The organism is Streptomyces sp. Ru62 (assembly GCF_002920615.1).
Classification (GTDB): domain Bacteria; phylum Actinomycetota; class Actinomycetes; order Streptomycetales; family Streptomycetaceae; genus Streptomyces.
In genome coordinates this window covers 56,882-77,433 of sequence record NZ_PQSU01000037.1, presented here as the reverse complement: position 1 = coordinate 77,433, position 20,552 = coordinate 56,882, and the positions used below count along the sequence as shown (strand labels likewise).

General features: G+C 68.2%; 20 protein-coding genes and 1 pseudogene. 9 read left to right on the top strand and 12 right to left on the bottom strand.

Going from position 1 to position 20,552, the window contains the following annotated elements; all coding sequences use genetic code 11:
• Positions 1-252: 252 nt before the first annotated feature.
• Positions 253-723 (bottom strand): hypothetical protein, encoded by a 471-nt coding sequence (locus tag C3492_RS45210; RefSeq protein WP_219822117.1) that lies wholly within the window; start codon positions 721-723, stop codon positions 253-255.
• On the opposite strand from C3492_RS45210, the gene C3492_RS46315 reads away from it, so the two are divergent.
• A complete protein-coding gene (locus C3492_RS46315) occupies positions 704-1,456 on the top strand; it encodes a hypothetical protein (RefSeq protein WP_258056108.1) in 753 nt (250 codons plus the stop codon). The genes C3492_RS45210 and C3492_RS46315 overlap by 20 nt on opposite strands.
• Positions 1,457-1,469: 13 nt before the next feature.
• On the opposite strand, the gene C3492_RS36585 is transcribed toward C3492_RS46315, so the two are convergent.
• A complete protein-coding gene (locus tag C3492_RS36585; protein WP_103816936.1) occupies positions 1,470-1,853 on the bottom strand; it encodes a barstar family protein in 384 nt (127 codons plus the stop codon).
• Between the two features lie 482 nt (positions 1,854-2,335).
• On the bottom strand, positions 2,336-3,226 hold the full coding sequence (locus tag C3492_RS36575; RefSeq protein ID WP_103816935.1) for a LysR family transcriptional regulator: 891 nt from the start codon (positions 3,224-3,226) through the stop codon (positions 2,336-2,338).
• A gap of 130 nt (positions 3,227-3,356) precedes the next feature.
• On the opposite strand from C3492_RS36575, the gene C3492_RS36570 reads away from it, so the two are divergent.
• The 3 genes from C3492_RS36570 to C3492_RS36560 all read left to right on the top strand — a co-directional run bounded on the left by C3492_RS36570 (position 3,357) and on the right by C3492_RS36560 (position 8,140).
• Positions 3,357-3,800 carry a hypothetical protein gene (locus C3492_RS36570; RefSeq protein WP_103816934.1) on the top strand — a complete coding sequence of 148 codons (444 nt, stop codon included), beginning with the start codon at positions 3,357-3,359 and terminating at the stop codon, positions 3,798-3,800.
• Positions 3,801-4,147: 347 nt separating this feature from the next.
• Positions 4,148-5,206 carry a zinc-dependent alcohol dehydrogenase family protein gene (locus C3492_RS36565; protein ID WP_103816933.1) on the top strand — a complete coding sequence of 353 codons (1,059 nt, stop codon included), beginning with the start codon at positions 4,148-4,150 and terminating at the stop codon, positions 5,204-5,206.
• 792 nt (positions 5,207-5,998) lie between these two features.
• Positions 5,999-8,140, top strand: coding sequence for an ATP-binding SpoIIE family protein phosphatase (locus tag C3492_RS36560; RefSeq protein WP_146075764.1), 2,142 nt, complete (start codon positions 5,999-6,001; stop codon positions 8,138-8,140).
• A 156-nt stretch (positions 8,141-8,296) separates the two neighbouring features.
• Here C3492_RS36560 and C3492_RS36555 read toward each other — a convergent pair whose 3' ends face one another.
• From C3492_RS36555 to C3492_RS36525, 7 genes are all read right to left on the bottom strand, one after another.
• The gene (locus C3492_RS36555; RefSeq protein WP_103816931.1) at positions 8,297-9,526 is read right to left on the bottom strand and encodes a CaiB/BaiF CoA-transferase family protein; all 1,230 of its coding nucleotides are present in this window, start codon (positions 9,524-9,526) and stop codon (positions 8,297-8,299) included.
• Positions 9,527-9,531: 5 nt separating this feature from the next.
• Positions 9,532-10,746 carry an acyl-CoA dehydrogenase family protein gene (locus C3492_RS36550; RefSeq protein WP_103816930.1) on the bottom strand — a complete coding sequence of 405 codons (1,215 nt, stop codon included), beginning with the start codon at positions 10,744-10,746 and terminating at the stop codon, positions 9,532-9,534.
• A gap of 1 nt (position 10,747) precedes the next feature.
• On the bottom strand, positions 10,748-11,698 hold the full coding sequence (locus C3492_RS36545; protein WP_103816929.1) for a 3-hydroxyacyl-CoA dehydrogenase NAD-binding domain-containing protein: 951 nt from the start codon (positions 11,696-11,698) through the stop codon (positions 10,748-10,750).
• On the bottom strand, positions 11,695-12,441 hold the full coding sequence (locus tag C3492_RS36540; RefSeq protein ID WP_103816928.1) for an acetoacetate decarboxylase: 747 nt from the start codon (positions 12,439-12,441) through the stop codon (positions 11,695-11,697). Before C3492_RS36540 ends, C3492_RS36545 begins: the two co-directional genes overlap by 4 nt.
• 1 nt (position 12,442) lies before the next feature.
• Complete coding sequence (locus C3492_RS36535; RefSeq protein ID WP_103816927.1) at positions 12,443-13,210, bottom strand: crotonase/enoyl-CoA hydratase family protein; 768 nt, start codon at positions 13,208-13,210, stop codon at positions 12,443-12,445.
• A 29-nt stretch (positions 13,211-13,239) separates the two neighbouring features.
• A complete protein-coding gene (locus tag C3492_RS36530) occupies positions 13,240-13,680 on the bottom strand; it encodes a CoA transferase (protein WP_103816926.1) in 441 nt (146 codons plus the stop codon).
• 346 nt (positions 13,681-14,026) lie between these two features.
• Positions 14,027-14,935 carry a LysR family transcriptional regulator gene (locus C3492_RS36525; RefSeq protein ID WP_103816925.1) on the bottom strand — a complete coding sequence of 303 codons (909 nt, stop codon included), beginning with the start codon at positions 14,933-14,935 and terminating at the stop codon, positions 14,027-14,029.
• Between the two features lie 204 nt (positions 14,936-15,139).
• On the opposite strand from C3492_RS36525, the gene C3492_RS36520 reads away from it, so the two are divergent.
• Positions 15,140-15,376, top strand: a complete 237-nt coding sequence (locus C3492_RS36520; protein WP_103816924.1) for a hypothetical protein — start codon at positions 15,140-15,142, stop codon at positions 15,374-15,376.
• Between the two features lie 111 nt (positions 15,377-15,487).
• On the opposite strand, the gene C3492_RS36515 is transcribed toward C3492_RS36520, so the two are convergent.
• Positions 15,488-16,000: a helix-turn-helix domain-containing protein gene (locus C3492_RS36515; RefSeq protein WP_258056107.1), complete on the bottom strand. Its 513-nt coding sequence runs from the start codon at positions 15,998-16,000 to the stop codon at positions 15,488-15,490.
• A gap of 59 nt (positions 16,001-16,059) precedes the next feature.
• On the opposite strand from C3492_RS36515, the pseudogene C3492_RS47040 reads away from it, so the two are divergent.
• Together C3492_RS47040 and C3492_RS46310 are read left to right on the top strand one after the other, a co-directional pair.
• A pseudogene (locus C3492_RS47040) lies at positions 16,060-16,611 on the top strand (MFS transporter); the annotation flags it as partial.
• A gap of 118 nt (positions 16,612-16,729) precedes the next feature.
• Positions 16,730-17,479 (top strand): hypothetical protein, encoded by a 750-nt coding sequence (locus C3492_RS46310; protein WP_258056106.1) that lies wholly within the window; start codon positions 16,730-16,732, stop codon positions 17,477-17,479.
• Positions 17,480-17,583: 104 nt separating this feature from the next.
• Here the strand turns inward: C3492_RS46310 and C3492_RS36505 are convergent, their stop codons facing one another.
• Complete coding sequence (locus C3492_RS36505) at positions 17,584-18,783, bottom strand: ISAs1 family transposase (protein ID WP_103816922.1); 1,200 nt, start codon at positions 18,781-18,783, stop codon at positions 17,584-17,586.
• A gap of 133 nt (positions 18,784-18,916) precedes the next feature.
• Between C3492_RS36505 and C3492_RS36500 the strand changes: the two genes are divergently transcribed.
• Entirely contained in the window at positions 18,917-19,393 is a 477-nt protein-coding gene (locus C3492_RS36500) for a macro domain-containing protein (protein ID WP_103816921.1), read from the top strand.
• Between the two features lie 516 nt (positions 19,394-19,909).
• Positions 19,910-20,485 (top strand): hypothetical protein, encoded by a 576-nt coding sequence (locus C3492_RS36495; RefSeq protein WP_258056105.1) that lies wholly within the window; start codon positions 19,910-19,912, stop codon positions 20,483-20,485.
• Positions 20,486-20,552 lie beyond the last annotated feature (67 nt).

The window sequence follows — 20,552 nt, the reverse complement described above, 5'->3', positions numbered from 1 at the left end:
ACCTGCTCGCGCGTCTGCAAGGAATGCGGTCACCCGGTCCGGTCACCGAAGAACCAGCTGTGCCGGGAATGCCGCCGCAAGGCCGGCCTGCTGGCTGGCCAGCGGGCGTGCCCGCGCTGCGGAAAGCCAGGCTATCTCCGCGAGAAGACCGGCTGGTGCGGTCACTGTTCACGGCCCCGGCCGGAGAAGAAGCCGCCGAGGATCTGCAGCGAATGCGGGCAACTCCGGCGCCATTCCGGGCTGGGGCTGTGCTCAGCCTGCTGGCAAAAGCACCCCGGCCGTCCCTTCATTCGCGGCGAACACCTTCGGGAACGACTCCACGACCCGCCCGAATGGCTCGCCGATTTCGTCACCCAGGTCGCGGCCCGCCACTGCGTCGCCAGAGCCTGCGGCTTCGTCACCGACCTGGGACGGCTCCTGGAAGACGAGCACTCCAACTCGCCCCGGGCACTTCTTGAACGGTCCCGCAGAACCGGACGGTCGATGGGCTCTTTCGCCCGTGCACTCGAGGACTTTTTCACCCTCCACAACCTGGCCCTTCCCACCGACCAGGCCGAACGACTCGCCGCCGGCCGACGTCGTCGCCGGGTCGAGGCCGTGCCCGAGCTCCTGCGACCGGCCGTCGCGGCATTCGACATCTCCCGAATGCGAGCTCAGGACCGTGCTCGCCGAGCCGGCACCCGCCCCCCGCAGCAACCACACCTTGGAAACCGCCCTGGCCACCCTGCGGGACCTGGCCATCTTCCTGATCAACGAGCGGCACAAGAGCGAATGGTCCCTCGTCGATGTGCACGACATCGAAGCCTTCCTGGCCATCCTCCCCAAGGGGCGCAAGCGGCGACTGACCGTGCTGCGGCAGTTCTTCCGCTTCGCGCGGGCCCAGAAGCTGGTACTGATCGACCCGACCCGCGGCCTGGTCGCGAAGGAGGCAAATGGCTTCCGAGGCCAGACCCTCACCCTCGACCAGCAGCGCGAGCTGTTCCGACGCTGGACGACCGAAGCACACGTCCACCCCCACGAGGCGCTGGTGGGCATGCTCGCCCTGCTGCACGGCGCCTCCAGCTCGGAGGTCCGGTTGCTCCAGGTCACCGAAGTAGATCATCTCTCCCAGAGTGTCCGGCTCGGCAAACGACCCCACTCCGTTCCTCTGGACCCCGCCTCCTGGACGGTGCTGCAGCGATGTCTGCAGCACCGCGATGCCTGGCGGACCGAGAACCCGTATGTCATGGTCACCAAAGGAACAAAGGCCGGGCGCAGCCCGGCCTCAACTGCCTATCTGTCTCACATTCTTGACGCCTGTGGCTTCCCGCCCCGGATGATCCGCAGCACCCGTCTGGTCGACCTGGTGAACACGCTGGACCCCAAGCTCGTCGCCGCCGCCTTCGGTATCGACCCGCAGGCTGCCGTGATCTATCTCGCCGACCACGTCGACGCGGGCCGACTGCCAGCTCCATGACCGGTCCGCCTGACTAACGAAGGCGCAGACCCCCGGGAAGTTCCTCTTCAATAATTTCGACCAGCCAGTCGAAGGCGGTCGGGCCACGTCCAGCACGGGCTTCTGCCAGCTCGGCGCTCACGCGGGCTCTGTTCGTCGGATGACACCGAGCGAGCCGCATCTCCAGCTGACGAGCGGTCTCGGGGTATCCGAGATGCTGGCGGGAGGCCGCGTGATCGCGCCACTCGATCATGAAGTCGCCGTCCTCCGGTGTCCCGAAGCCGCCGCGGAGGCAGTCAGCGAAGGCGTCAAGGTTCCGGCCGAAGTATCCGCCGCAGCCGATGCTTTCGCCTGCGACCCGCCAGAAGTCTTCCAGCGTCTCGACCCGGCTGCCGTCCAACACGTATCTCACCGTCACAGCTCGCAGACTATGTCCGGCCCGGCGGCCAGCCTATTCGTTTTGAACCCGTGCTGTTCAGGCAGCACCTCGCACGGGTTCGCCGGAACGTGTGCGCTTTGCCGAAGGACTCGTTGGAGGCGATGGCGACGCTGTGTCGAGGTTGGGGATGTTGTCGGCGACGGTGCGGATGCGGCCGGCGGTTCCGTTTGCGGTGACCGGCATCCTGAGCAGCTTGCCCTTGCTGTAGCTGCTCACCCAGAGGGCGCCCTTGTGGGAGCGGGCGCTGTTGACGCCCAGTGGCAGGGAGGCGTCGGGGGCGGTTGCGAGCGCCGGGCCGCTCAACCAAACCTTCGCCGGGCCACCGGAGGCGGCCAGGCCGTTGGGCAGGCCATCGGGCAGGGCGGCCAGGCGCTGGGGACGGCCGTGCGGGGGCTCTCACCAACTGCGGCAGTCAGACACCCACCCCGGCAACAACGTGGCAGCGCCCGCCGGGGCGATGTTTACCCTCGCGGGAAGAACTCGTGCGCCATCGCAATCATGGCACGTGCCGCAGCGCCGGGCGCGCGCTCTGATGGAACGGCCAGGCAAAACGACCATTCAAGGTCGGCGTCGTCGACGGTCAACGTGGCGACATCCTGGCCCTTGCCGAGGACGGGGCGTGGCAGCAGTGCCACGCCCAGGCCGTTTCGCACGTAGGCCACGCCGGTGGTGGGGTCGGTGATCTCGATGGCGACGCGATGGGGGACGGAGGCGGCGGCGAAGGCCCGGTCGGCGACGGTCCGGTTGCTGTAGCCCACGGGAAAGTCGACGAAGTCCAGGCCGGCCAGATCGGTAATCGACACGGTGCGGCGTTTCACGAGCGGATGGTCGGCCGGCACGACCAGGTCGAGCACTGAGGTGGCAAGTGCGGTCACCGTGATGCCTGTCGGACGCGGTCCGGGCCCAGAGACGAAGGCGAGGTCGAGCCGCCGTTCGAGGAGCGCTTCGAGCAGGCCCTGGGAGCCAGTGGGAGCCGCGCTGGTCTGCAGGAACACACCGGGATGCCGCCGGTGGAACTCGCCGAGGAGCATGGGAAGGTCGATGAGCCCGACCGTGGCTATCGCGCCCAGCCGCAGGGTGCCGCGTAGTCCGCTTGAGACCTCGGCCACCGCGTCCGCAGCCTCCCGGGCGGCGTCGAGAGCTGCATGGGCACGCGGGAGCAGGGCAGCACCGGCATTGGTGAGCAATACGCGTTTGGGGGTGCGTTCCAACAGTGGCGTGCCGAGTTCTCGCTCGAGGTTCTTGATTGTGGTGGAGACCGCGGACTGGACGACGTGCAGCCGTGCGGCGGCGCGGGTGAAGTTCCCTTCCTCCGCGACGGCGACGAAGTGTTCGAGCTGGCGCAGTTCCACCCTCCGAGTATCCCTCAGCGAGCCGCTGCGGTATCTCTCAGCGAGATGGCGGGAGTCTCTGACTTTCATTGGACATTGCCTGTTGCGTCCGGCGATTGTGTTGGAAGCGACCGATACAGGAGGCTGGAAGATGACCTACAAGACGCCACCGACATATCTGGGCAGCGGTGACCCTGCTCGACAGCGCAAGGACTACTATCCCCCTTGGCTGGACAATCTTGCCGACGATGTGACACTGGAGGCCGGGGTCTTCAAGGGGACCATCCACGGGGCCAAGGACGTGCTCGCGATTCTCTCCTATGCCCGCACTCTGTACGATTTTCAGGACTTCATCTACATCGGTAAGTACGGAGAGAACGGCTTCGTCGAGGACTACGCTGCGACGGTAGACGGTAAGCCGATCGCAAACATCGCCGTTGTCTACTTCAATGAGGAGGGGAAGACACAGCATCTTGTGATGAACCACCGTCCACTGCAGATGCTCAACTACTTCTCACGGAAATTGGGGGAGCATTTCGCTGGGACCGAGTACGCAAAATATGTCGCCGACCCGTCGGATGTCGACCGCGACTGAACGGATCCGCACTCATCTCTGCTGCGGTGTACAGGAAGCATGCAGCGGGAATCAGCTAATCCAGGATTCCCGCTGGCGCGCATATCGCGAATTCGGAGAAACACTGTCCGCTCTTCACCGTAAACGAAGGGCTGGTCAGCGAGGCTGGCTGCACGTGGGCACCTTCAAGGGGCGTGACTCGATCAAGGGGCTCCGGGTGCACACCTGGGCGGCCTCCCGAGCGGAGCGGCGCAGCTGGCATTCGCGTCACTCCGTACCCGTCCGTCGGCACCAGCGTTGTTGTTGCCAAGAACGGCCGCCCAGTTCGGCGGGCGCTTATATTCGAAAGGTCACTCACGCCTCAATCCATGCGCGCGCTCGTAGCCGGAGAGGCTGGCGAGCCGAGCGATGTCTTGCGGCTGGAATCCCGGCCTGTTCCCACTCCGGAAACCGGTCAAGCCTTGATCCGTGTGCACGCGACTCCGATTCACGCCAGTGATCTGCATGTGCTGCGTGGTCGCTACGGTTTCGCTCCCGAGTTTCCCACGGTCGGGGGTCACATGGAATGCGTGGGCCGTGTTGCGGCCCTCGGCCCGGATACCGAGGGGCGGAAGATCGGCGAGCGCGTGGTGGCCGCTGCGCTCCCGGCGGTACCCGGGCCTCCCATGGCCGGCACGTGGCAGGAATACCTTGCCATCGATACACGGAGACTCCTGACGGTTCCCGACCATCTGAGCGACTCCGACGCCTGTCAGCTCGCCGTGAACCCATTGACCGCGCTGCTCCTTGTGACTCACGAACTCGACGTACAGCCGGGTGAATGGCTGTTGCAGACGGCCGCGGGCTCCACCGTCGGCCGGCTCGTCATTCAGCTGGCCAGGCATCTCGGTATTCGCACGATCAACGTCGTGCGGCGACGAGATGCCGTCGAGGAGATCAAAGCGCTCGGTGGTGACGAGGTCATCTGCACCGAGGACGAAAACCTGTTGCAGCGCGTGGCCGAGATCGCAGGATCGGCCGGCGTCCGAAAGGCCATCGACTGTGTCGCGGGCCAGGTGGGTGCCCAGGTGTCCCAGGCACTGGCTCCGGGAGGGGAGCTCGTGGTCTACGGCGCGCTCTCCACCCATCGGCAGACCGACCCGGCGGCGCTGACGATCCCGCTGCAGGCCCGCTCGGTCATCTACGAGACCAAAACGGTCCGCGGCTTCTGGCTGAACCGCTGGTTCGGCACCGCCTCGCCCGAGGAGGCGCTGCGCGCGCTGTCCCAGGTGCGCGGTCTCGTCGCCGATGGGGTCCTGAGCATCCCCCAGGGCCGGCCGTTCCCGCTCGAACACTTCCCCGAGGCCGTCGCGCTCGCCGAGGCGCCCGCGCGCGACAGCAAGCCGCTCTTCGTGTTCGAAGACGACCGAGAAGGAGACAACGGTTAGGAAGAGGTCCCGGCGGAGCGTCGGCGGCGCGGCCGCCGCGTCCAGGACCGCCTGTGAACCTGGCCAAGCCCGATGGTTTCCCAGCCATTCACAGGGGCCGGTAACCCCCGTCTCACATGCGTCGCCGGATCGCGACACCGCACCGTGCCCGCATCGGAGCATGAGAACAGGTCACGCTGCCGCCGAGGTTCTGCTGGACATTGCCGCCGCGCCCGCAATCGGAGCCACGCGTGGAACGTTGGTAACAGGTGTGCTGGGTGCCTGAGCAGGTGAGGGCCTTATGGGTCCGGGTGCAGTGCGACATCTACGCCCGACCGCCAAGGGGCCGTCGCGTCACTGCGGCGGGTTGCGGAAGCTTCCAGGCAGGTCGTCTCCCGCTGGGCGGACGAGAGCGTCAAGGCAGACGTAGCACTGCGAGGTCGTCGGCGCCGATGACGGCCCCGATGGCACGGACTGTGCCGAACCGACGGTTCAGCGCTGGCTTGCGCGCCGGTGCCCGGAGCCGGACTCGAAGCGTTCATGCCCGTCGCCTTCAGCAAAGCCATCTCCAGCTCGCCGGAAGTGCCCTTCGCCGGGGACCTTCCCCTCGCGCTCGATGCCTGTTCCGACGACCCCGGCCCGGGACGGATACAACCGGTGATCACCAGGAGGTTTCGGCGATCAGCGGTACTCGGAAGGGGCTGGTAGCGGGCGTAGAATGGGGCCAGCACCGGAACCAACGCCCGTTGGGCGGTGACGCACATGCAGCCACACAAGGCCAATCCGCCGAGTTCGAAGCGTCCTGCCACACTCGTGTCCGACAGGGAGCAGCTGCTGGCCTCGGCGGCAGGGGACGTGGTGCGCGATCTGAGGGCGTCGGCCGTGACCGTCTTTTTGAAGGTTCCGGGCGTTCCTGAGCTTCATGCCGCGGCGGCGGCGCTGACTGCCATGGGCGTGGGGGCGCTCGAACGGATAGCCCTGGACGACCTCAGCTACGCGTCGTCGCGGGCATGGCGGTCGGGCAGGGTAGAGGTCGGCAGCAATGTGGAGATCCTGGCCGGCAACCCCAACCAGACCGTCTTCGCCTCCTTCCCACTGGAGGCCGCTGCCGCTCCGCTGTTCTCGCCCAGCCGCCGCTTCGGGACGCTCACGGCGTTCTGGCAGCGAGCCGGCGTCGAGGCCACCGAGCCGGAACGGCAGCGCCTGGCGGCCGCGGCCGCGTCGCTGGCGCGGGACCTGGACCGGCTGGCCGATCACGGGTTGTCGCTGGTCCCGCCCGGCGTCCCGTACGTCGTGGCCGCCGAAGACCCCGTGGCGGGAGGCGAGGGCAGGGCCTCGGCCTCCATCGCGCTGATCTACCACCTGCACAGACTCGCCATGCTCCTGGCGAGTGCGGTGCACCCGCAAGAGGTGGTGGAGAGGACCGTGCAGCGCGTCGTGGACGGGCTGTGGGCACGGGCGGCCCTGTTCTGCCTGCTCGATACCGACCGGCTCACCGTGGCCGGTGCACAGGGCTGTGCCGGCGCATTCATCCGCGCCATCAACGGCTCACCGCTCGGGCAGTGCGGGCCCGAGGGGGAGGCGATGCGCCTTCAGCAACAACTGGTGTACGGCCCCGCCGATTTGCGGACAGCCGGCCGCCTGTCCGAGCCGCTGTCCGGCCAGGACTGCTTCTGGGTGGTCCTGCCGCTGCTTGCCGGGCACAGGGCGGTCGGCGCGTTGTCGATGGCGTTCGGCAGCGAGCGCCAGGACATCATCGCTGGGCAGGGGCCGCTGACGGCGCTGGCCACGGCTGTCGGCCAAGCCGTCGAACGCACCCGGATGGACGAAGTCCGGCACGCACTGGCCGACGACTTGCAGCACGCACTGCTGCCCCCGGTGCTGCCCCAGCCGGCCGGGGTGGTGAGCACCAGCAGATATGCCTCGGCGACCAGCGGGATGGACCTCGGCGGAGATTGGTACGACCTCATCACCCTTCCCGAGAACCGCCTCGTGATGGTGATCGGGGACGTACAGGGCCACAACACGGCGGCTGCCGTGGTGATGGGCGAGCTGCGCAGCGCGGTGCGGGCCTACGCGGCCGAGGGACACGATCCCGCGGTCGTGCTCAGCCGGGCCAATCAGCTCCTCATCGGCCTGGACACCGGCCTGTTCGCCACGTGCTGCTGTGCCTGGCTCGATCCGGACACCGGCCGCGCCCAGCTCGCCACGGCCGGGCATCCGCCGCCGCTGCTGCGCACCGCTGACGGCCGCATGCCACCCGTCCTCGCCGAGGCGGGCATACCGCTCGGGATCGACCTCCAGGCGACCTACACGGTGACGGACTTGTTCCTGCAACCGGGAACCCTGCTCGCCTTCTATACCGACGGCCTTGGCGGTGTGGGAGGCGATGTGGATCCGGCAGCGGTGCGTGCGGCCTTCGACGAGCCCGGCAATCTGGAGTCCGTCGGCGACCGGCTCATCCGGGGTTTCAGCAAGTCGCTCCCGCGGCACGCCGACGACGCCGCCCTGCTCCTGGTCGGATACGAAGGGCCCTCGGCCGACGCTCAGCGCAATGTCCGCCAGCTGCACATCCACCGGCGCGACCTGCACGGAGCACAGCGCACCCGCAGACTGGTGCGCGAGTGGCTGGAGGGGTGGGAGCTGTCCACCATGGCCGACGACGAGGAACTGCTGGTGTCGGAGGTCGTCACCAACGGCTTGGTCCACGGCGACAGCGACGTGTACGTCTACGTCCGCAGGTATCCCGAACGCATCCGGGTGGAGGTCCGCGACAGCGATCCCCATCTCGCGCAGGCCGTGACGGTCCCCCGCGAGGAGGACCAGGCCGAGGGCGGGCGCGGACTGGTCATCGTCTCCGCGCTGGCTTCCGCGTGGGGCAACTCGCCCAGTGGCCGGGGCAAGACGGTGTGGTTCGAGATACCGACGCCCGATTCCCGCGATACCGAAGTCTGACCCGCTGACCTTTGCCGCCGTAGAAGGCCCCGCTGACCCCGATACCGCGGTCGACGGTCTGCGCGCGGGCGCTTCGATGTCGGTGACGGCGAGGCAGCGGCCCTGGGCCGAACCGCGTGGCGGTCAGGCCCTCGGGCCGCTTCCGACGCCGTCTCGTCATGCGGCCTTCTCGCTCCTTGCGCCAGGGATCGCTCCCTGGGCGCGCAGCTGGGCGATCTGGGCGGGGCCGAATCCCAGCTCGGCGAGGATCTGGTCGTTGTGCTCGCCCGGGTCCGGTCCCCGCTTGGCCGGGACCTTCGGCACCCCTCGGAGGATGACCGGGCTGTTGACGGTGTACTCCAGCCCGCTGACCCCTTCCAGAGGAATGACGATGTCGTTCGCGCGAAGTTGCGGGTCCTGTGCGGCCTCTTCCGGTGTCTGGATGAGGCTGTAGGTGATGCGTGCCCGGGCCAGGGCCTCCCTCCAGTGGGCGAAGGGCCGCGAGCCGAACTCGGCGTCGAGCAGCTCGGTCAGCGCGGCGGCGTTCTTGGCGAAGGACTCGATGTCGGTGAAACGGGGATCATCGATCAGCTCGGGGCGCTCGATGGCGCGCGCCAGTTCCGCCCAGTGCAGGGGCGAGTTCGCCAGCATGATCCATCGACCGTCGGCGGTCCGGTAGGGGTTGGTCAGCGCGTTCACCGGCGTGCCGCGGTCGTGCGGTTCGAACGGTGTACCGTCGGCGAGCGCGCCGGCCACGAGGGTGCCCGTGGCCCAGACGCCCGTGGCGAGCAGCGACGTCCCGACACTGGTGCCTTGTCCGGTCCGCTCGCGGTGGTAGAGGGCGGTGGCGATCGCCGCGTAGAGGGCGGTCGCCGACGTGTAGTCGCCGCTGCCCCAGACCGGCACGGTCGGTGGGGCTCCCGCGTCCCGGGTGGAGGCCAGCAGCCCGCTGCGTGACCAGAAGGCGGTCAGGTCGAAGCCCGGTTGCCTGGCGTCGGGGCCGGCGTCCCCGAAGCCGGTGAGGTCGGCGTAGATGACCCGCGGGTTCCAGCCGGAGACCTCGTCGTAGCCCAGGTGCAGCTTCTCGCGCGTCCCGTGCGGGAAGTTGGTGATCACCACGTCGGCCCACTGGACGAGGCGTTCGAGGACCTCGGTGGTGGCCGGGGACTTCAGGTCGAGCACCATGCCGCGCTTGTTGCGGTTGGCGAGGTGCCAGCCGTAGTTGGCCTCGGCCCGGGGGCTCGGCGGCACGGAGCTGAGCCGCCGCTGCGGGTCGCCGTGTCCCGGTGGCTCGATCTTGATGACGTCCGCTCCGAAGTCGGAGAGCACAGTGGCCGCGGCCGGTCCTGCGATGAAGGTCGACGCGTCGAGGACCTTCAGGCCGGTGAATACGGATGTGGTGGTCATGGTCGTCACCCCAGGAAGGCGCTGTGGCCGGTGATGGACTTGCCGACGATGAGGGTCTGCATCTGGTGGGTGCCCTCGTAGGAGTAGAGGGCTTCGGCGTCGGAGAAGAACCGGGCGATGTCGTAGTCGACGAGGATGCCGTTGCCGCCGAAGAGTTCGCGGCTCCAGGCGACGACCTCGCGCATGCGGGTCGCGACGAAGTCCTTGGCGAGTGCGGACTGCTCGTCGCGGAAGACGCCTTGGTCCTGCAGCCGGGCGAGCTGGACCAGCATGCCCCACGAGGCGGTGATGTTCCCCAGGCTCTTGACCAGCAGGTCCTGTACCAGCTGGAACTTGGCGATCGGACGTCCGAAGGCGATGCGCTGCTCGGCGTAGTCGAGCGCGAGTTCGTAGGCGCCGATCATGAGCCCCAGGGCCTGCCAGGCGACCCCGCTGCGCGTCTTGCGCAGGATCTCCGCGACGTCCCGGAAGCCTTTCATGTTCTGCAGCCGGTTCGCCTCCGGGACGTGGACGTCGGTCAGGGTGATCTCGGCGTTCTGCACGATCCGCAGCGCGATCTTGCTCTCGATCTTCACCGGTTCGAAGCCGGGGGTGCCCTTCTCGACGACGAAGCTCTTGACCTTGTTGTCGTCGACGTCCCGTGCGAAGACCACTGTGTAGTCGGCGAAGGTGGCGTTGCCGATCCACTTCTTGGCGCCGTTGATGATCCAGGTGTCGCCCTCGCGCTTGGCGGTGGTGCGCATGCCGCCGGAGACGTCGGAGCCGCCGAGCGGTTCGGTCAGGGCGAAAGCGGCGATCTTCTCCATGGTGGCCATGGCGGGCAGGAACCTGTCGCGCTGTTCCTGGTCGCCGCCGTAGTAGATGGAGTAGAAGCCCAGTCCGTTGTGGACGCCGAAGAAGGTGGCGCACGAGGCGTCGACACGAGTCATGTCCAGGGCGATCATGCCGCTGAGCAGGTGGCTGATGGCCGGCTGGTGCTCGCCGTAGCCCTCGTAGCCCAGGGCGTTCAGGCCGCTGCCGCGGAACTTCCCGATCATCTCCTGGGGCAGCTCGCCCTTGCTCCAGGCCTCGTTGACGAGGGGCTTTATCTCGTCCCGCAGGAAACTGCGGGCCTTGAGCAGTATCTTGCGCTCCTCGTCCGAAAGCAGCGACTCGTACAGGTAGAAGTCGGCGGTCAGCTGGTCGTCGAGCTGTGCGAGGGGGGTGTTGTTGCCGGTCATCTCAGGTCTCCTTCTGGTGCTGGTTGTGGCGGGTGTCTTCAACGGCGGTCAGGACGGCGAGTTGCTTGCGGTCGCGGGCTTCGGCGAGGTCGGTGTACGGCGTGGAGGCGTATGCCTTCTCCACCGCTTGGACGACTCGCTCGCGGTCCTGGGGATCGTGCGAGGGCTGTCCGAGGGCCAACTGCCGCATGGACTGGCCGATGTGCGCGCTCATGTGGCGGTAGCCGCCGGGGCCGCCGCCCAGGTGGGAGGCGAGGAACGGCCCGACCGTCGCCCAGCGGATGCCGAGCGAGTGAGTGACGACGGTGTCCAGGTCGTCGGGGGTGACGACGCCCTGCTGGACGAGGTAGACGGCCTCCCGGCTGAGCGCGTTCTGGAGACGGTTGCCCACGAAGCCGGGGATCTCCCGGCGTTCGACGACGGGGGCACGGCCCACGGCGGTGTAGAAGTCGACGGCCGCCTGCACGGCTTCCGCCGTGGTGCGTTCGCCCGGCACGATCTCCACGAGCGGCAGCAGGTGCGGCGGGTTGAAGGGGTGTCCGATCAGGACACGACCGGCGTCTTCGAGTTCCGTGGTGAAGGCGGTCGCCGGGATCGCCGACGAGGAGCTCAGCAAGAGCGCGTGTCCAGGGGCCTCCCGCACTAGGTGGGTGAACAGCTCCTTCTTGAACTCGACGCGCTCGGGCCCGTTCTCCTGGACGATGTCCGCGTCCCGGACGGCTTCGGTGATGTCGGCCGCGAGGAGGACACGGTCGGCGAGCGCCTCCGCGCGCAGGCCCTGGGCCGCCAGGTGCGGGCCGAACTCCGCCAGCGCCCCGGCAACCGCCTCCTTCAGGTCGGGGCGGGGATCGCTGACACGGACGGTCAGACCGTGTGCGGCGAACAGCGCCGTCCAGGACAGTCCGATGGTGCCCGCGCCGATCACGGCGGCGGTATGGACGGGGTGCGTCATCGCGCGTCTCCCTTGAGGTAGTCGAAGACCGGCTTGACCGGGGCAAGAGTCAGATCGGCGAGGATGTGGTTGGCGGAGACGATCTCCAGGACGGGAAGGTCGGCGAGCGGGGCGAGGACGTGCTGGAACAACTGCAGCCTCGCCGGGCCTGTGTAGGCGGCCTTGACGACCACGTCGGTGATCTCGGTACGGACCAGCTCTAGGACGCGCGGGGCGCCGTCGTAGCTGGGTATGGCCTTGAGCATGAAGGTCGGCACCGTGATCTGCTCTTCGGCGTCGCAGTGGTCGAGGCCGTGGTGCTTGTAACCCATGGTCGCCGTGGCGACCCTCAGCGTGCCGTAGTCGAGGGTGCCCACCAGCACGTCCTGGTCGATGTACAGCCTTGGTGCACCGAGCACCTTCGGGTAGGCGCTGACCTCGCGTCCGGCCGTGGTCGCGGGGAAGTTGTCGAGGTACATCGCGTGCAGGTACTCGCCCCGCTCGCCGTCGAAGCCGACCTGGATCGCCTGGCCGCCCTCGGTGTAGGGGCCGAACCCGGTGACGTCGTTCATCTTCATGATCTCGAACCGGACCAGCGGCTCCTCGATCCGCAGCGGCTCAGGAACGACAGCCCGTAGCGCGTCCAGGTCGGTGCGGTAGACGATGTTGAGGTACTCGCGGTCGGTGAACCAGGCCGCGGAGCCAGGAAACGCCGGGCGGGTCAGCGGGGTGGTGGCGTGGCGGCGCACGTCTTCGATCCGCATGTCACTCACCCGTCCACTTCGGGGCGCGGCGCTCGGCGAAGGCGGTCATGCCCTCGCGTGCGTCGGTCGAGGACATCAAGGCGCGCATCTGCCTGTCCTGCGCGGGGAAGACCTCGCTCTCCGGGACGCCGTCGGCGGCCTGGAGGAGGCTTTTCACCGCGGCCAGGGCGAGCGGGGCGTTGTGGCGGAGCTGCTCGGCGAGTTGGAGGGCAATGGCCACGGCCTCACCGGGCGCGGTGACCCGATTGACCAGGCCCAGCTCGCCGGCGCGTGTGCCCGTGACCGCCTCGCCGGTGAGCAGCATCTCCATCGCCAGGTGGTACGGGATGCGTTTGGGCAGCCGGATCACGCCGCCGCCGGCAGCGATCAGGCCGCGCTTGACCTCGGGTAGGCCGAGGGTGGCGTTGTCGGCGGCGACCAGCAGGTCACAGGCCAGGGCGAGTTCGAATCCGCCGCCCAGGGCAAAGCCCTCCACAGCGGCGATCAGCGGCTTGGTCCGTTCGGCCTCGGTCAGGCCGCCGAATCCGCGGCCCGGGATGGCCGGCGGCTCGCCGTTCAGGGCGGCCTTGAGATCCATGCCGGCGCTGAAGGTGCCGCCCGCGCCGGTCAGGACACCGGCCCGCAGCTCGGACTCGGTCTCCAGTTCATCCAGCGCGGCGGCCAGGCCGGCGGCGACCGCGGTGTTGACCGCGTTGCGGGCCTTGGGGCGGTCGATCGTGATCAGCAGCGTCGACCCCAGCCGCTGCACGCGTACGTCATCAGTGCTCATCGCATTTCCCTACGGGTTCTCGGGCGTATTCAGCGGGTGGCGGCCAGCGCGGCCAGAACGTGCGCGGTGTCCCGTCTGGGAACCAGGACCAGACGACGGATCGAGCCGGGCGTGGCGGAACACAGCACCGCAATCCCGTTCGTCCGCAGCGGGCCCTCGGCAGGGCGCACGACCGGGTCCAGCAGGTGGCACACCTCGGCCCACTCGGTCGTGGTCAGAACGTGAGCGCACTCATCGACCAGGTCGGACCTGTCATCTACGTCGTCCAAGTCCAGAGCGGATCCGTCGACGCGCGGGGCCGCGGCCAGGTCCGGGCGATCCGTGGCAGAGAAGAAGTGGCGGAAGTTCTGTCGGTTGTAAGAAATTACGGCGGCCAGGCCGTCCCTGGTACGCCGCAGGCCTATCACCACCGTCGATAGATCGATGGCCCGCACGCTTTCAAGCGGCCCTGCTATATGCGTCTGTGTCATGGTCGCATTCCTTTCGCTGCCTCAACTGGCTATGACAAGGAACGCTAGCGGCGAAATACCCGGTGACGGAATTATCGCCTCGCTCATGCCGGTGTTACCGGGCCAGTCACGCCGATACCGGGGGCGACCGGCGAGAGGAAGCGGCCGTACATCGGTGTTACCCTCCCGGATTTCTGGCGTGCCGTCGGGTGCGGGGCATCACAGGGGAAGCGGGACAGTGTCGGCCTTAGGGCGAGCCGAGATGCAGTGCCGCCCACCACGGACATCGTGGACAACAGCGACTCTCCGAGAGCCTCACGTGCGGGGATCCTGTCCTCTACCTGCACGTGCCCGACGACTGCGGGTGTCAGAGGTTGATCGGCTCGGCGAAGACCTCACGAGCTACGTGCACGAGTTCGTCTAGATCGCCGCCCGAGGCGCGGTCGCGGCGCCAGACCAGAGCGGTCTCCAGCCGTGGCTCGAAATCAGTGAACGACACCACCTTCGTATTCTCCAGCCTATACCCGTGCATGGGGCTTTCCGGGTCGAGCATGGCGAAATAGAAAGCCATCCCGGTGGAGACCATTTCAGCGATTCCACCATATCCGGCTTCCGTCAGTTTGGTGCGTTTCCTGATTCCCCGCTCGAACATTTCTCGGTCGAGCTGGTCAAAATAGGTGGATCTGATTTCGTTGGGCGCAACGACGAAACACAGATCGCTGAGGTCTTCCAGCGCCACAGAATTCCGCCCGACGAACCGGTCGGCCGGCACCACCGCTCCGAGCCGTTCCGACATGACCGGCAGCACATCCAGTGACGCATCGCTCACCGGCAGCCGGGCCAGTGCGAGCGCAAGCGTGTTCTCCCTCACCCCGGCGACCAGAGCCTTGGACGTGCCCGGCCAGCGCAGCAGCTCGCACCACTGCTGGACACGATCGGCGAGCGCGTTGACAAGGTTCCGCAGCTTCGGATGCATCCCGGTGGGAATACCCACGAACATGGTGCTGCGCCCCGGCTGGGTCGCCTCCCGCACCCGGAACGGAATGGCATTCATCTGCTCCAGCACCTCCCGCGCGAGCGGCAACAACGCCTCCCCCGCGGGCGTGAGCGTGACGCGGTGGGTGTCACGCTCGAACAGCCGGCAATCAAGTTCCCGCTCCAGAGACCGGATCCGCTGACTCAGGGGCGGGGTTGCCATGTGCAGCCGCCGGGCCGCCGCCGAGAAATTCAGCTCCTCGGCAACCGCAACGAAATACCGCAAATGCAGCACATCCACCCCGCCACATTAACCCCGGACCACCCGCCCTCTCCGACCCATCCCGCACCGGAAGCGTCAACAGTGTGGTTGCGATCGTCGAACGTCCTCGCGAAGGAAGGAAGGAGTCGCTGCGCCTGGTGGTTCACGCACTGCGCCAGCGGGGCGCGGACCTCCTCCTCACCGGGGAGGAGGAGCCTGCGCCGCTTGTGGAGCGGAGCACCGGTGAGCGGCATCGCCCGGCTCAAGCTGGCGCTTCCCGGTGGTCGGGCGCTCGCGGCCCGTTTCCAGGACCTGGAGGATCGCCCTGTGCTGATCAGCGGAGGCCACCAGTCGCCGAGCTGGTCGAGCGACCGGGCCACCGGGCGGGAGGCAGCGACGAAAACAGTCCCGCAGGTGCAGTTCGGCCAGTGTCAGCTCAGGATTTCCGGGCGAGGCCGATTGCTCGTGAAAGCTCGGTGAACAGGCCGAGGGGCCATAACCGGATGACCGCCGGCACGCAGCTGTTGTCAGGCGTGGTAGGTCGAGGCGCGGGCTTTTCGAGGCTGCGCCGCGCCGATGGCCGAAGCGCGCTCAGCTCCGACTGGCTTGACGAGGCGTGCTCACCGTCGCGGACTGCACCGGGCCGGACTGCTCCCAGCCGGGCGTGAGCTCCTCCCGGTGGATGTCCTCGCCCCTTACCTGTTCACCACATGTCTCGCAGACCGTGTGGGTGACAAGTTCGTGGTCGCGGTGGAGGAGCCGGCTGGGCGGCGTGGTGACGGCCCAGCGGTCGCCCCAGCCGATGAGCTCGCGGGTGATGTTTCCCAGATCGCGCCCGGCCTGTGTTAGGTAGTAGCCGTTGTGGCGTGTGTCGTCCGGAAGCGGGCGCCGTTCGAGGATGCCGCTCTCCACCAGCGCCTTCAGGCGCGCCGCCAGCCGGTCCGTGGGGGCCCCGGTGTTCCTGGCGATCTGCCGGAACCGGTGGTTGCCGAGCATGACCTCGCGGATCGCCGGCAGAGCCCATCGGTCACCGATGACCTGCAGGGCGGCGGCGAGTGAGCAGGGGCGTCCGGTCATGTCCTGGGGATCTATGCGCGTGGTCACCACCCCAGTGTCCCCCGAAGTGGTTTGATTTCCAAACCGGCCTGTGCTTCGCTTGCGCCATGGCTGCAATGCTTGGATTTTCAAAGCACCCTCGGACGGCTGCCGCGGTCGTTCTGGTGGCCGTGTTCATGACTAACCTCGGTCTGTTGATCGTCAACGTCGCACTTCCGGCGATGGGAGAGACCTTCTCCGGTGGGGGCGGCGGGGGCGCGAGCCTCGGTTCGCTGTCCTGGGTCCTGAATGCCTACGCGATCACCTTCGCCGCGCTGCTGGTGGTGGCCGGGCGCGCCGGTGACCGCATAGGCCAGCGGCCGGTCTTCCTCATCGGGATCGCCGTCTTCACCCTCGCGTCGCTGGGCTGTGCCCTCGCCCCGAACCTGGGAACCCTCGTCGTGGCCCGGATCGTGCAAGCCGTCGGGGCGGCCGCCCAGATCCCGACATCCCTGGCTCTGCTGCTGGCGACGGTGCCGACCGAGCGTCGTACCCAGGCCACCCGGAGCTGGGCCGCGGTCGGCGGACTCGCCGCGGCCGCCGGGCCCGTCGCCGGCGGCCTCCTGACCGCGGTGGACTGGAGGTGGGTCTTCGCCATCAACCTGCCCATCGGGATCACGGCGCTCGTCGCCGGCCGATCGGTCCTGCCGAAGCCGGCCGCCCGGGAGACGGGGCCGCTGCCCGACCTCCTCGGCGCCCTGCTGCTCATCTCGTCGGTCACGGCGCTGTCCGCCGCGGGTGCAGGCACCCGACTGGGGCTGGACGAGCGGCGGGACCGCACTGCTCCTGGCCGTTGCCGTGATCGGCGGCGTCGCGTTCGTCCTCAGGTTCCTGCGACACCCCCGGCCGCTGTTCGAACTGGACCTGCTGCGGCTGCCGCGCTTCGGAACGGCGAACGCGGGCAGCTTCGTGTTCGGCGTCGCCTTCGCGATCATGCTGCTGTCCAACGTGCTGTGGTGCCAGGAACTCTGGCACTGGAGTGCACTGCGCACGGGTCTCGCCCTGGTCCCCGGTCCCGCCCTCGTACCGATCGTCACCCTTCTGACCGTCCGCGCCGCGCAACGCTTCGGACACGGTCCGCTGGTCGCCGCGGGCGGTTTGCTGTTCGCCGGCGGCATGGTGTGGTTCGCGTGCTTCGCGTCCGTCACGCCGGACTATTGGCGGGGGATGCTGCCCAGCCAGTTGCTGACCGGTGCGGGCGTCGGTCTGGCCCTGGGCACGCTGGTGGCCGCCAGTGTGCACGCCGTTCCGGGGCACCGTGCGGCGACCGGGTCGGCGCTGGTCAACTCCGTCCGTCAGATCTCCACCTCGGTCGGCGTCGCGGTCCTCGTCGCTGTGGTCGGCTCTCACGTCGGCGCCGCCTCCCTCCACGACTTCCGGGTCGTCTGGTGCGTAGCGGCCGTACTGGGCGTGGCGACATCCGCGTTCGGTGTACACCTCAGCCGTGGCGGCGGCTCAGCCCAAACGGCGCTCGCCGCATCGAAATAGCTCAAGGCGGATGTGCGGACTCTGACGGATAAGCCCAAACCAGCCAAATTCGACGTCTGGGTGATACACAGGGTGACGTCGTTCCGACGATCTGTCCGGTTTGGTCATGTGATGCCGAACGTGGTGAGTGGGCGGCGGGGATGGCGGGCGTGGTGGCGGAGCCCGGCGGCGATGTTGTCGTGACCCGCGTGCCGGAGTGCGCCGATGGCGAGGTTGCGCAGGCTGGCCATCGCCCAGGGAGCGGTGCCTGTGCGCACGCGGGAGGCGTCCTCGGCGAAGGTGGTGTCGCGCACGAAGTGGAGCCGGTTCTCGATGCCCCAGTGGCCGCGAACCCATGAGGCGAGATCCGTGGGGGCGGCCTGGTGGGGTCGCAGGCTGGTCACGCCGTAGACGCGTTCGAGGGTGACCTTGCCGGTGGTGACGGTCTGGCGGCGGCGCACGACCTGGACGGCCTGGGCGGCGTGGGAGAAGTCGAGGCCGCGCGCGACGGTGCAGGTCTTGATACGACGGATCTCGTCGCGGCCGTGCGCGGTGGCGCGGGTCCTGACCTGCAAGGGCACCTCCCGCCACGGCAGCCGCTTCAGTTCCTGCTGGAGGGTGGGGTGGTTGCCCTTGATCACGGCGATGTAGTGGGCCTGCTTGTCCTCGACCAGGAACCGGGCGTGTTCGGTCTGCGAGTGCAGTGCGTCGAAGGTGACCACCGTGCCGGCGAGGTCGAGCGGGGCGAGCAGGGGCTTGAAGACGGTGATTTCATTTGTCTTGCGGCCGACCTCGCGCTGGGCGATGACCTGGCCGCCTGCGGTCATGGCGGCCAGGAGGTGGACCTGGGTGCCGTTTTGGCGGCGGGCGCCGCGGATGGTCTTGCCGTCGACGGCCAGCGCACGCATTGGTCGCTCGTCCGGAGCCTGGGCTGGTTTTGGCTCGCGGTCGGCGAGCCACGCGCCGATCGCGGCGTCGAGGTCGTCGCCATCGACGCGCTGCAGGACTCGGCGCACCGTCGCCCCGGCCGGAGCGACCGGCCCCGCCGGTTCGCGCACGGGCCCGCCGAGCGAGGTGAGCACGGCCGGCGGCGCGTCGGATACCCATTCCGCGATCGCCGCCAGGGACTTCGCACCCGCGAGCACGGCACAAGCGGCCAGCGCCAGAATGAACGCCAGGGGATGGCGACGGCCGGCAGGCCGACGCGGGTCGGGGACGGCGGCCAGGCGCTGGAGCAGGCCCGAATGCTCGCCAGGAGCGGGCGGTGACGCGGTGACGAGCTCGCCCAGGCCGGACGGAATCAGCGATGATGAGCTGGCAGGCACGGTCTTCCGTTGCGATCAGGGACTCGACACCTCATGATCACTCGGAAGCCGGTCTTCGAAACGACTCCGCCCTGCTGAGCGGATACCCCTAATGCCGTGGTGACTTGTCGGACCCACTGGCTAGAGTCGCGCCGTGACTCTAGAGATCAGCTACGTCGTCGGCGACGCCACCGCACCCCAGGGCGAAGGCCCGAAGATCATTGCGCATGTCTGCAACGACGCGGGCGGCTGGGGCAAGGGCTTCGTGCTGCCACTCGCCCGACGCTGGCCGCAGACGAGGACCGCGTACAAGACCTGGTACCGCGACCGGGACACCAGCGGCTTCGCGCTCGGCGCGGTGCAGTTCGTGCCCGCCGAGGACAGTCTCCTCGTCGCCAACATGATCGGCCAGCACGGCTACCGTCCCAGCAGTACCCCACCCGTCAGGTACGAAGCCATCAGCCGCGCCCTCGCCGCTGTCGCCGACCGTGCGCTGCAACTTCGGGCCTCGGTGCACATGCCGCGGATCGGTTGCGGACTTGCCGGCGGCCGGTGGGAACTGGTCGAGCCGCTCATCGTGGAGCAGCTGACCCTGCGTGGGGTGCCCGTCACGGTTTACGACTTGGCCTGACGGCGGCTGGCAGTTCCTGACGCTCCCTGACCCGCGCAGGCCCAGACCCGTGACAGTTCGGGGCCCTGCGGCGACCGATTCGCACGGCCGGCGGGCGTCGCCGCCGGGCTCCGCCACCATGCCCGCGCCCCCGCCGCCCACCCGCCACCTTTGGCATCACGTGATCAAACCGGACAGATCCTCGGAACGACACCACCCTGGGGTGATACATCGGCCGGAAACGACGGGATCGCACCCGCTCGGCCGTGAACAACGGCGCGGAAAGCGGAGGAGGCCGACCTCGGTAGTTCACCGGGAAAAACGGGGAGTCCGAGCGACGATGCCGATGATGGTCAGCAAACCCTGGCTCCCAATCAACTGCAGGAGACTCACGTGAACGAACTTCTCACATCGGCAATCGAAGCCCACGGCGGAAACACACGCTGGCGTTCCCTGACCCGGGCGCGAGCCACCCTTGTCAGCGGAGGACACCTGTTCGCCACCAAGGGCCTGCCGCAAGATCCCGAACCCCGTGAGATGACTGTGCTGCTCCACGAGGAGCACGCCTCGGTCAGACCCTTCGGTGCCCCTGACCAGAAGACCGACTTCACGCCCGGGCGGGTGAGCATCGACAAGCTCGACGGGCCAGTGGTGGCTGTACGCGAGGACCCGCGGTCGTCCTTCGACGGCCACGTCCTGGAGCCCCCCTGGGACCCGCTGGACCGCGCCTACTTCAACGGCTACGCGCTGTGGACCTACCTCACCACACCGTTCCTGCTGGCTATGCCCGGCTTCACGGTCACCGAGATCGAGCCCTGGCGGGAAGGAGACGAACTCTGGCGAGGACTGCGCGCCACGTTCCCACCCGAGATCGCCAGCCACAGCACCCACCAGGACTTCTATTTCGGCCCCGACCGGCTGCTGCGCCGACACGACTATCACGTCGACGTCGCAGGCGGATTCGCCGCCGCACAGTACGTCTACGACTGCGTGGAAGCGGACGGCGTCGTGCTGCCCACCAAGCGGCGAGCCTACCGCCGCCACGCCAACGGCCACCCCATCCTCGATCAGGTCATGGTCTCGATCGACCTCAGTGACATCCACTTCAGCTGAAGTGACAGGTTCCCATCTCGAAAGCGCTGATCAGTGGGTCCCTGCGAGTTGGGGGGAACTGTGGGAG

Bases quoted from the DNA above. Each gene is read 5' to 3' on its own strand.
- C3492_RS36570 (WP_103816934.1), top strand. From the start codon at position 3,357: ATGACCTACAAGACGCCACCGACATATCTGGGCAGCGGTGACCCTGCT.
- C3492_RS36565 (WP_103816933.1), top strand. From the start codon at position 4,148: ATGCGCGCGCTCGTAGCCGGAGAGGCTGGCGAGCCGAGCGATGTCTTG.
- C3492_RS36555 (WP_103816931.1), bottom strand. From the start codon at position 9,526: ATGACCACCACATCCGTATTCACCGGCCTGAAGGTCCTCGACGCGTCG.
- C3492_RS36550 (WP_103816930.1), bottom strand. From the start codon at position 10,746: ATGACCGGCAACAACACCCCCCTCGCACAGCTCGACGACCAGCTGACC.
- C3492_RS36545 (WP_103816929.1), bottom strand. From the start codon at position 11,698: ATGACGCACCCCGTCCATACCGCCGCCGTGATCGGCGCGGGCACCATC.
- C3492_RS36540 (WP_103816928.1), bottom strand. From the start codon at position 12,441: ATGCGGATCGAAGACGTGCGCCGCCACGCCACCACCCCGCTGACCCGC.
- C3492_RS36535 (WP_103816927.1), bottom strand. From the start codon at position 13,210: ATGAGCACTGATGACGTACGCGTGCAGCGGCTGGGGTCGACGCTGCTG.
- C3492_RS36530 (WP_103816926.1), bottom strand. From the start codon at position 13,680: ATGACACAGACGCATATAGCAGGGCCGCTTGAAAGCGTGCGGGCCATC.
- C3492_RS36495 (WP_258056105.1), top strand. From the start codon at position 19,910: ATGACTGTGCTGCTCCACGAGGAGCACGCCTCGGTCAGACCCTTCGGT.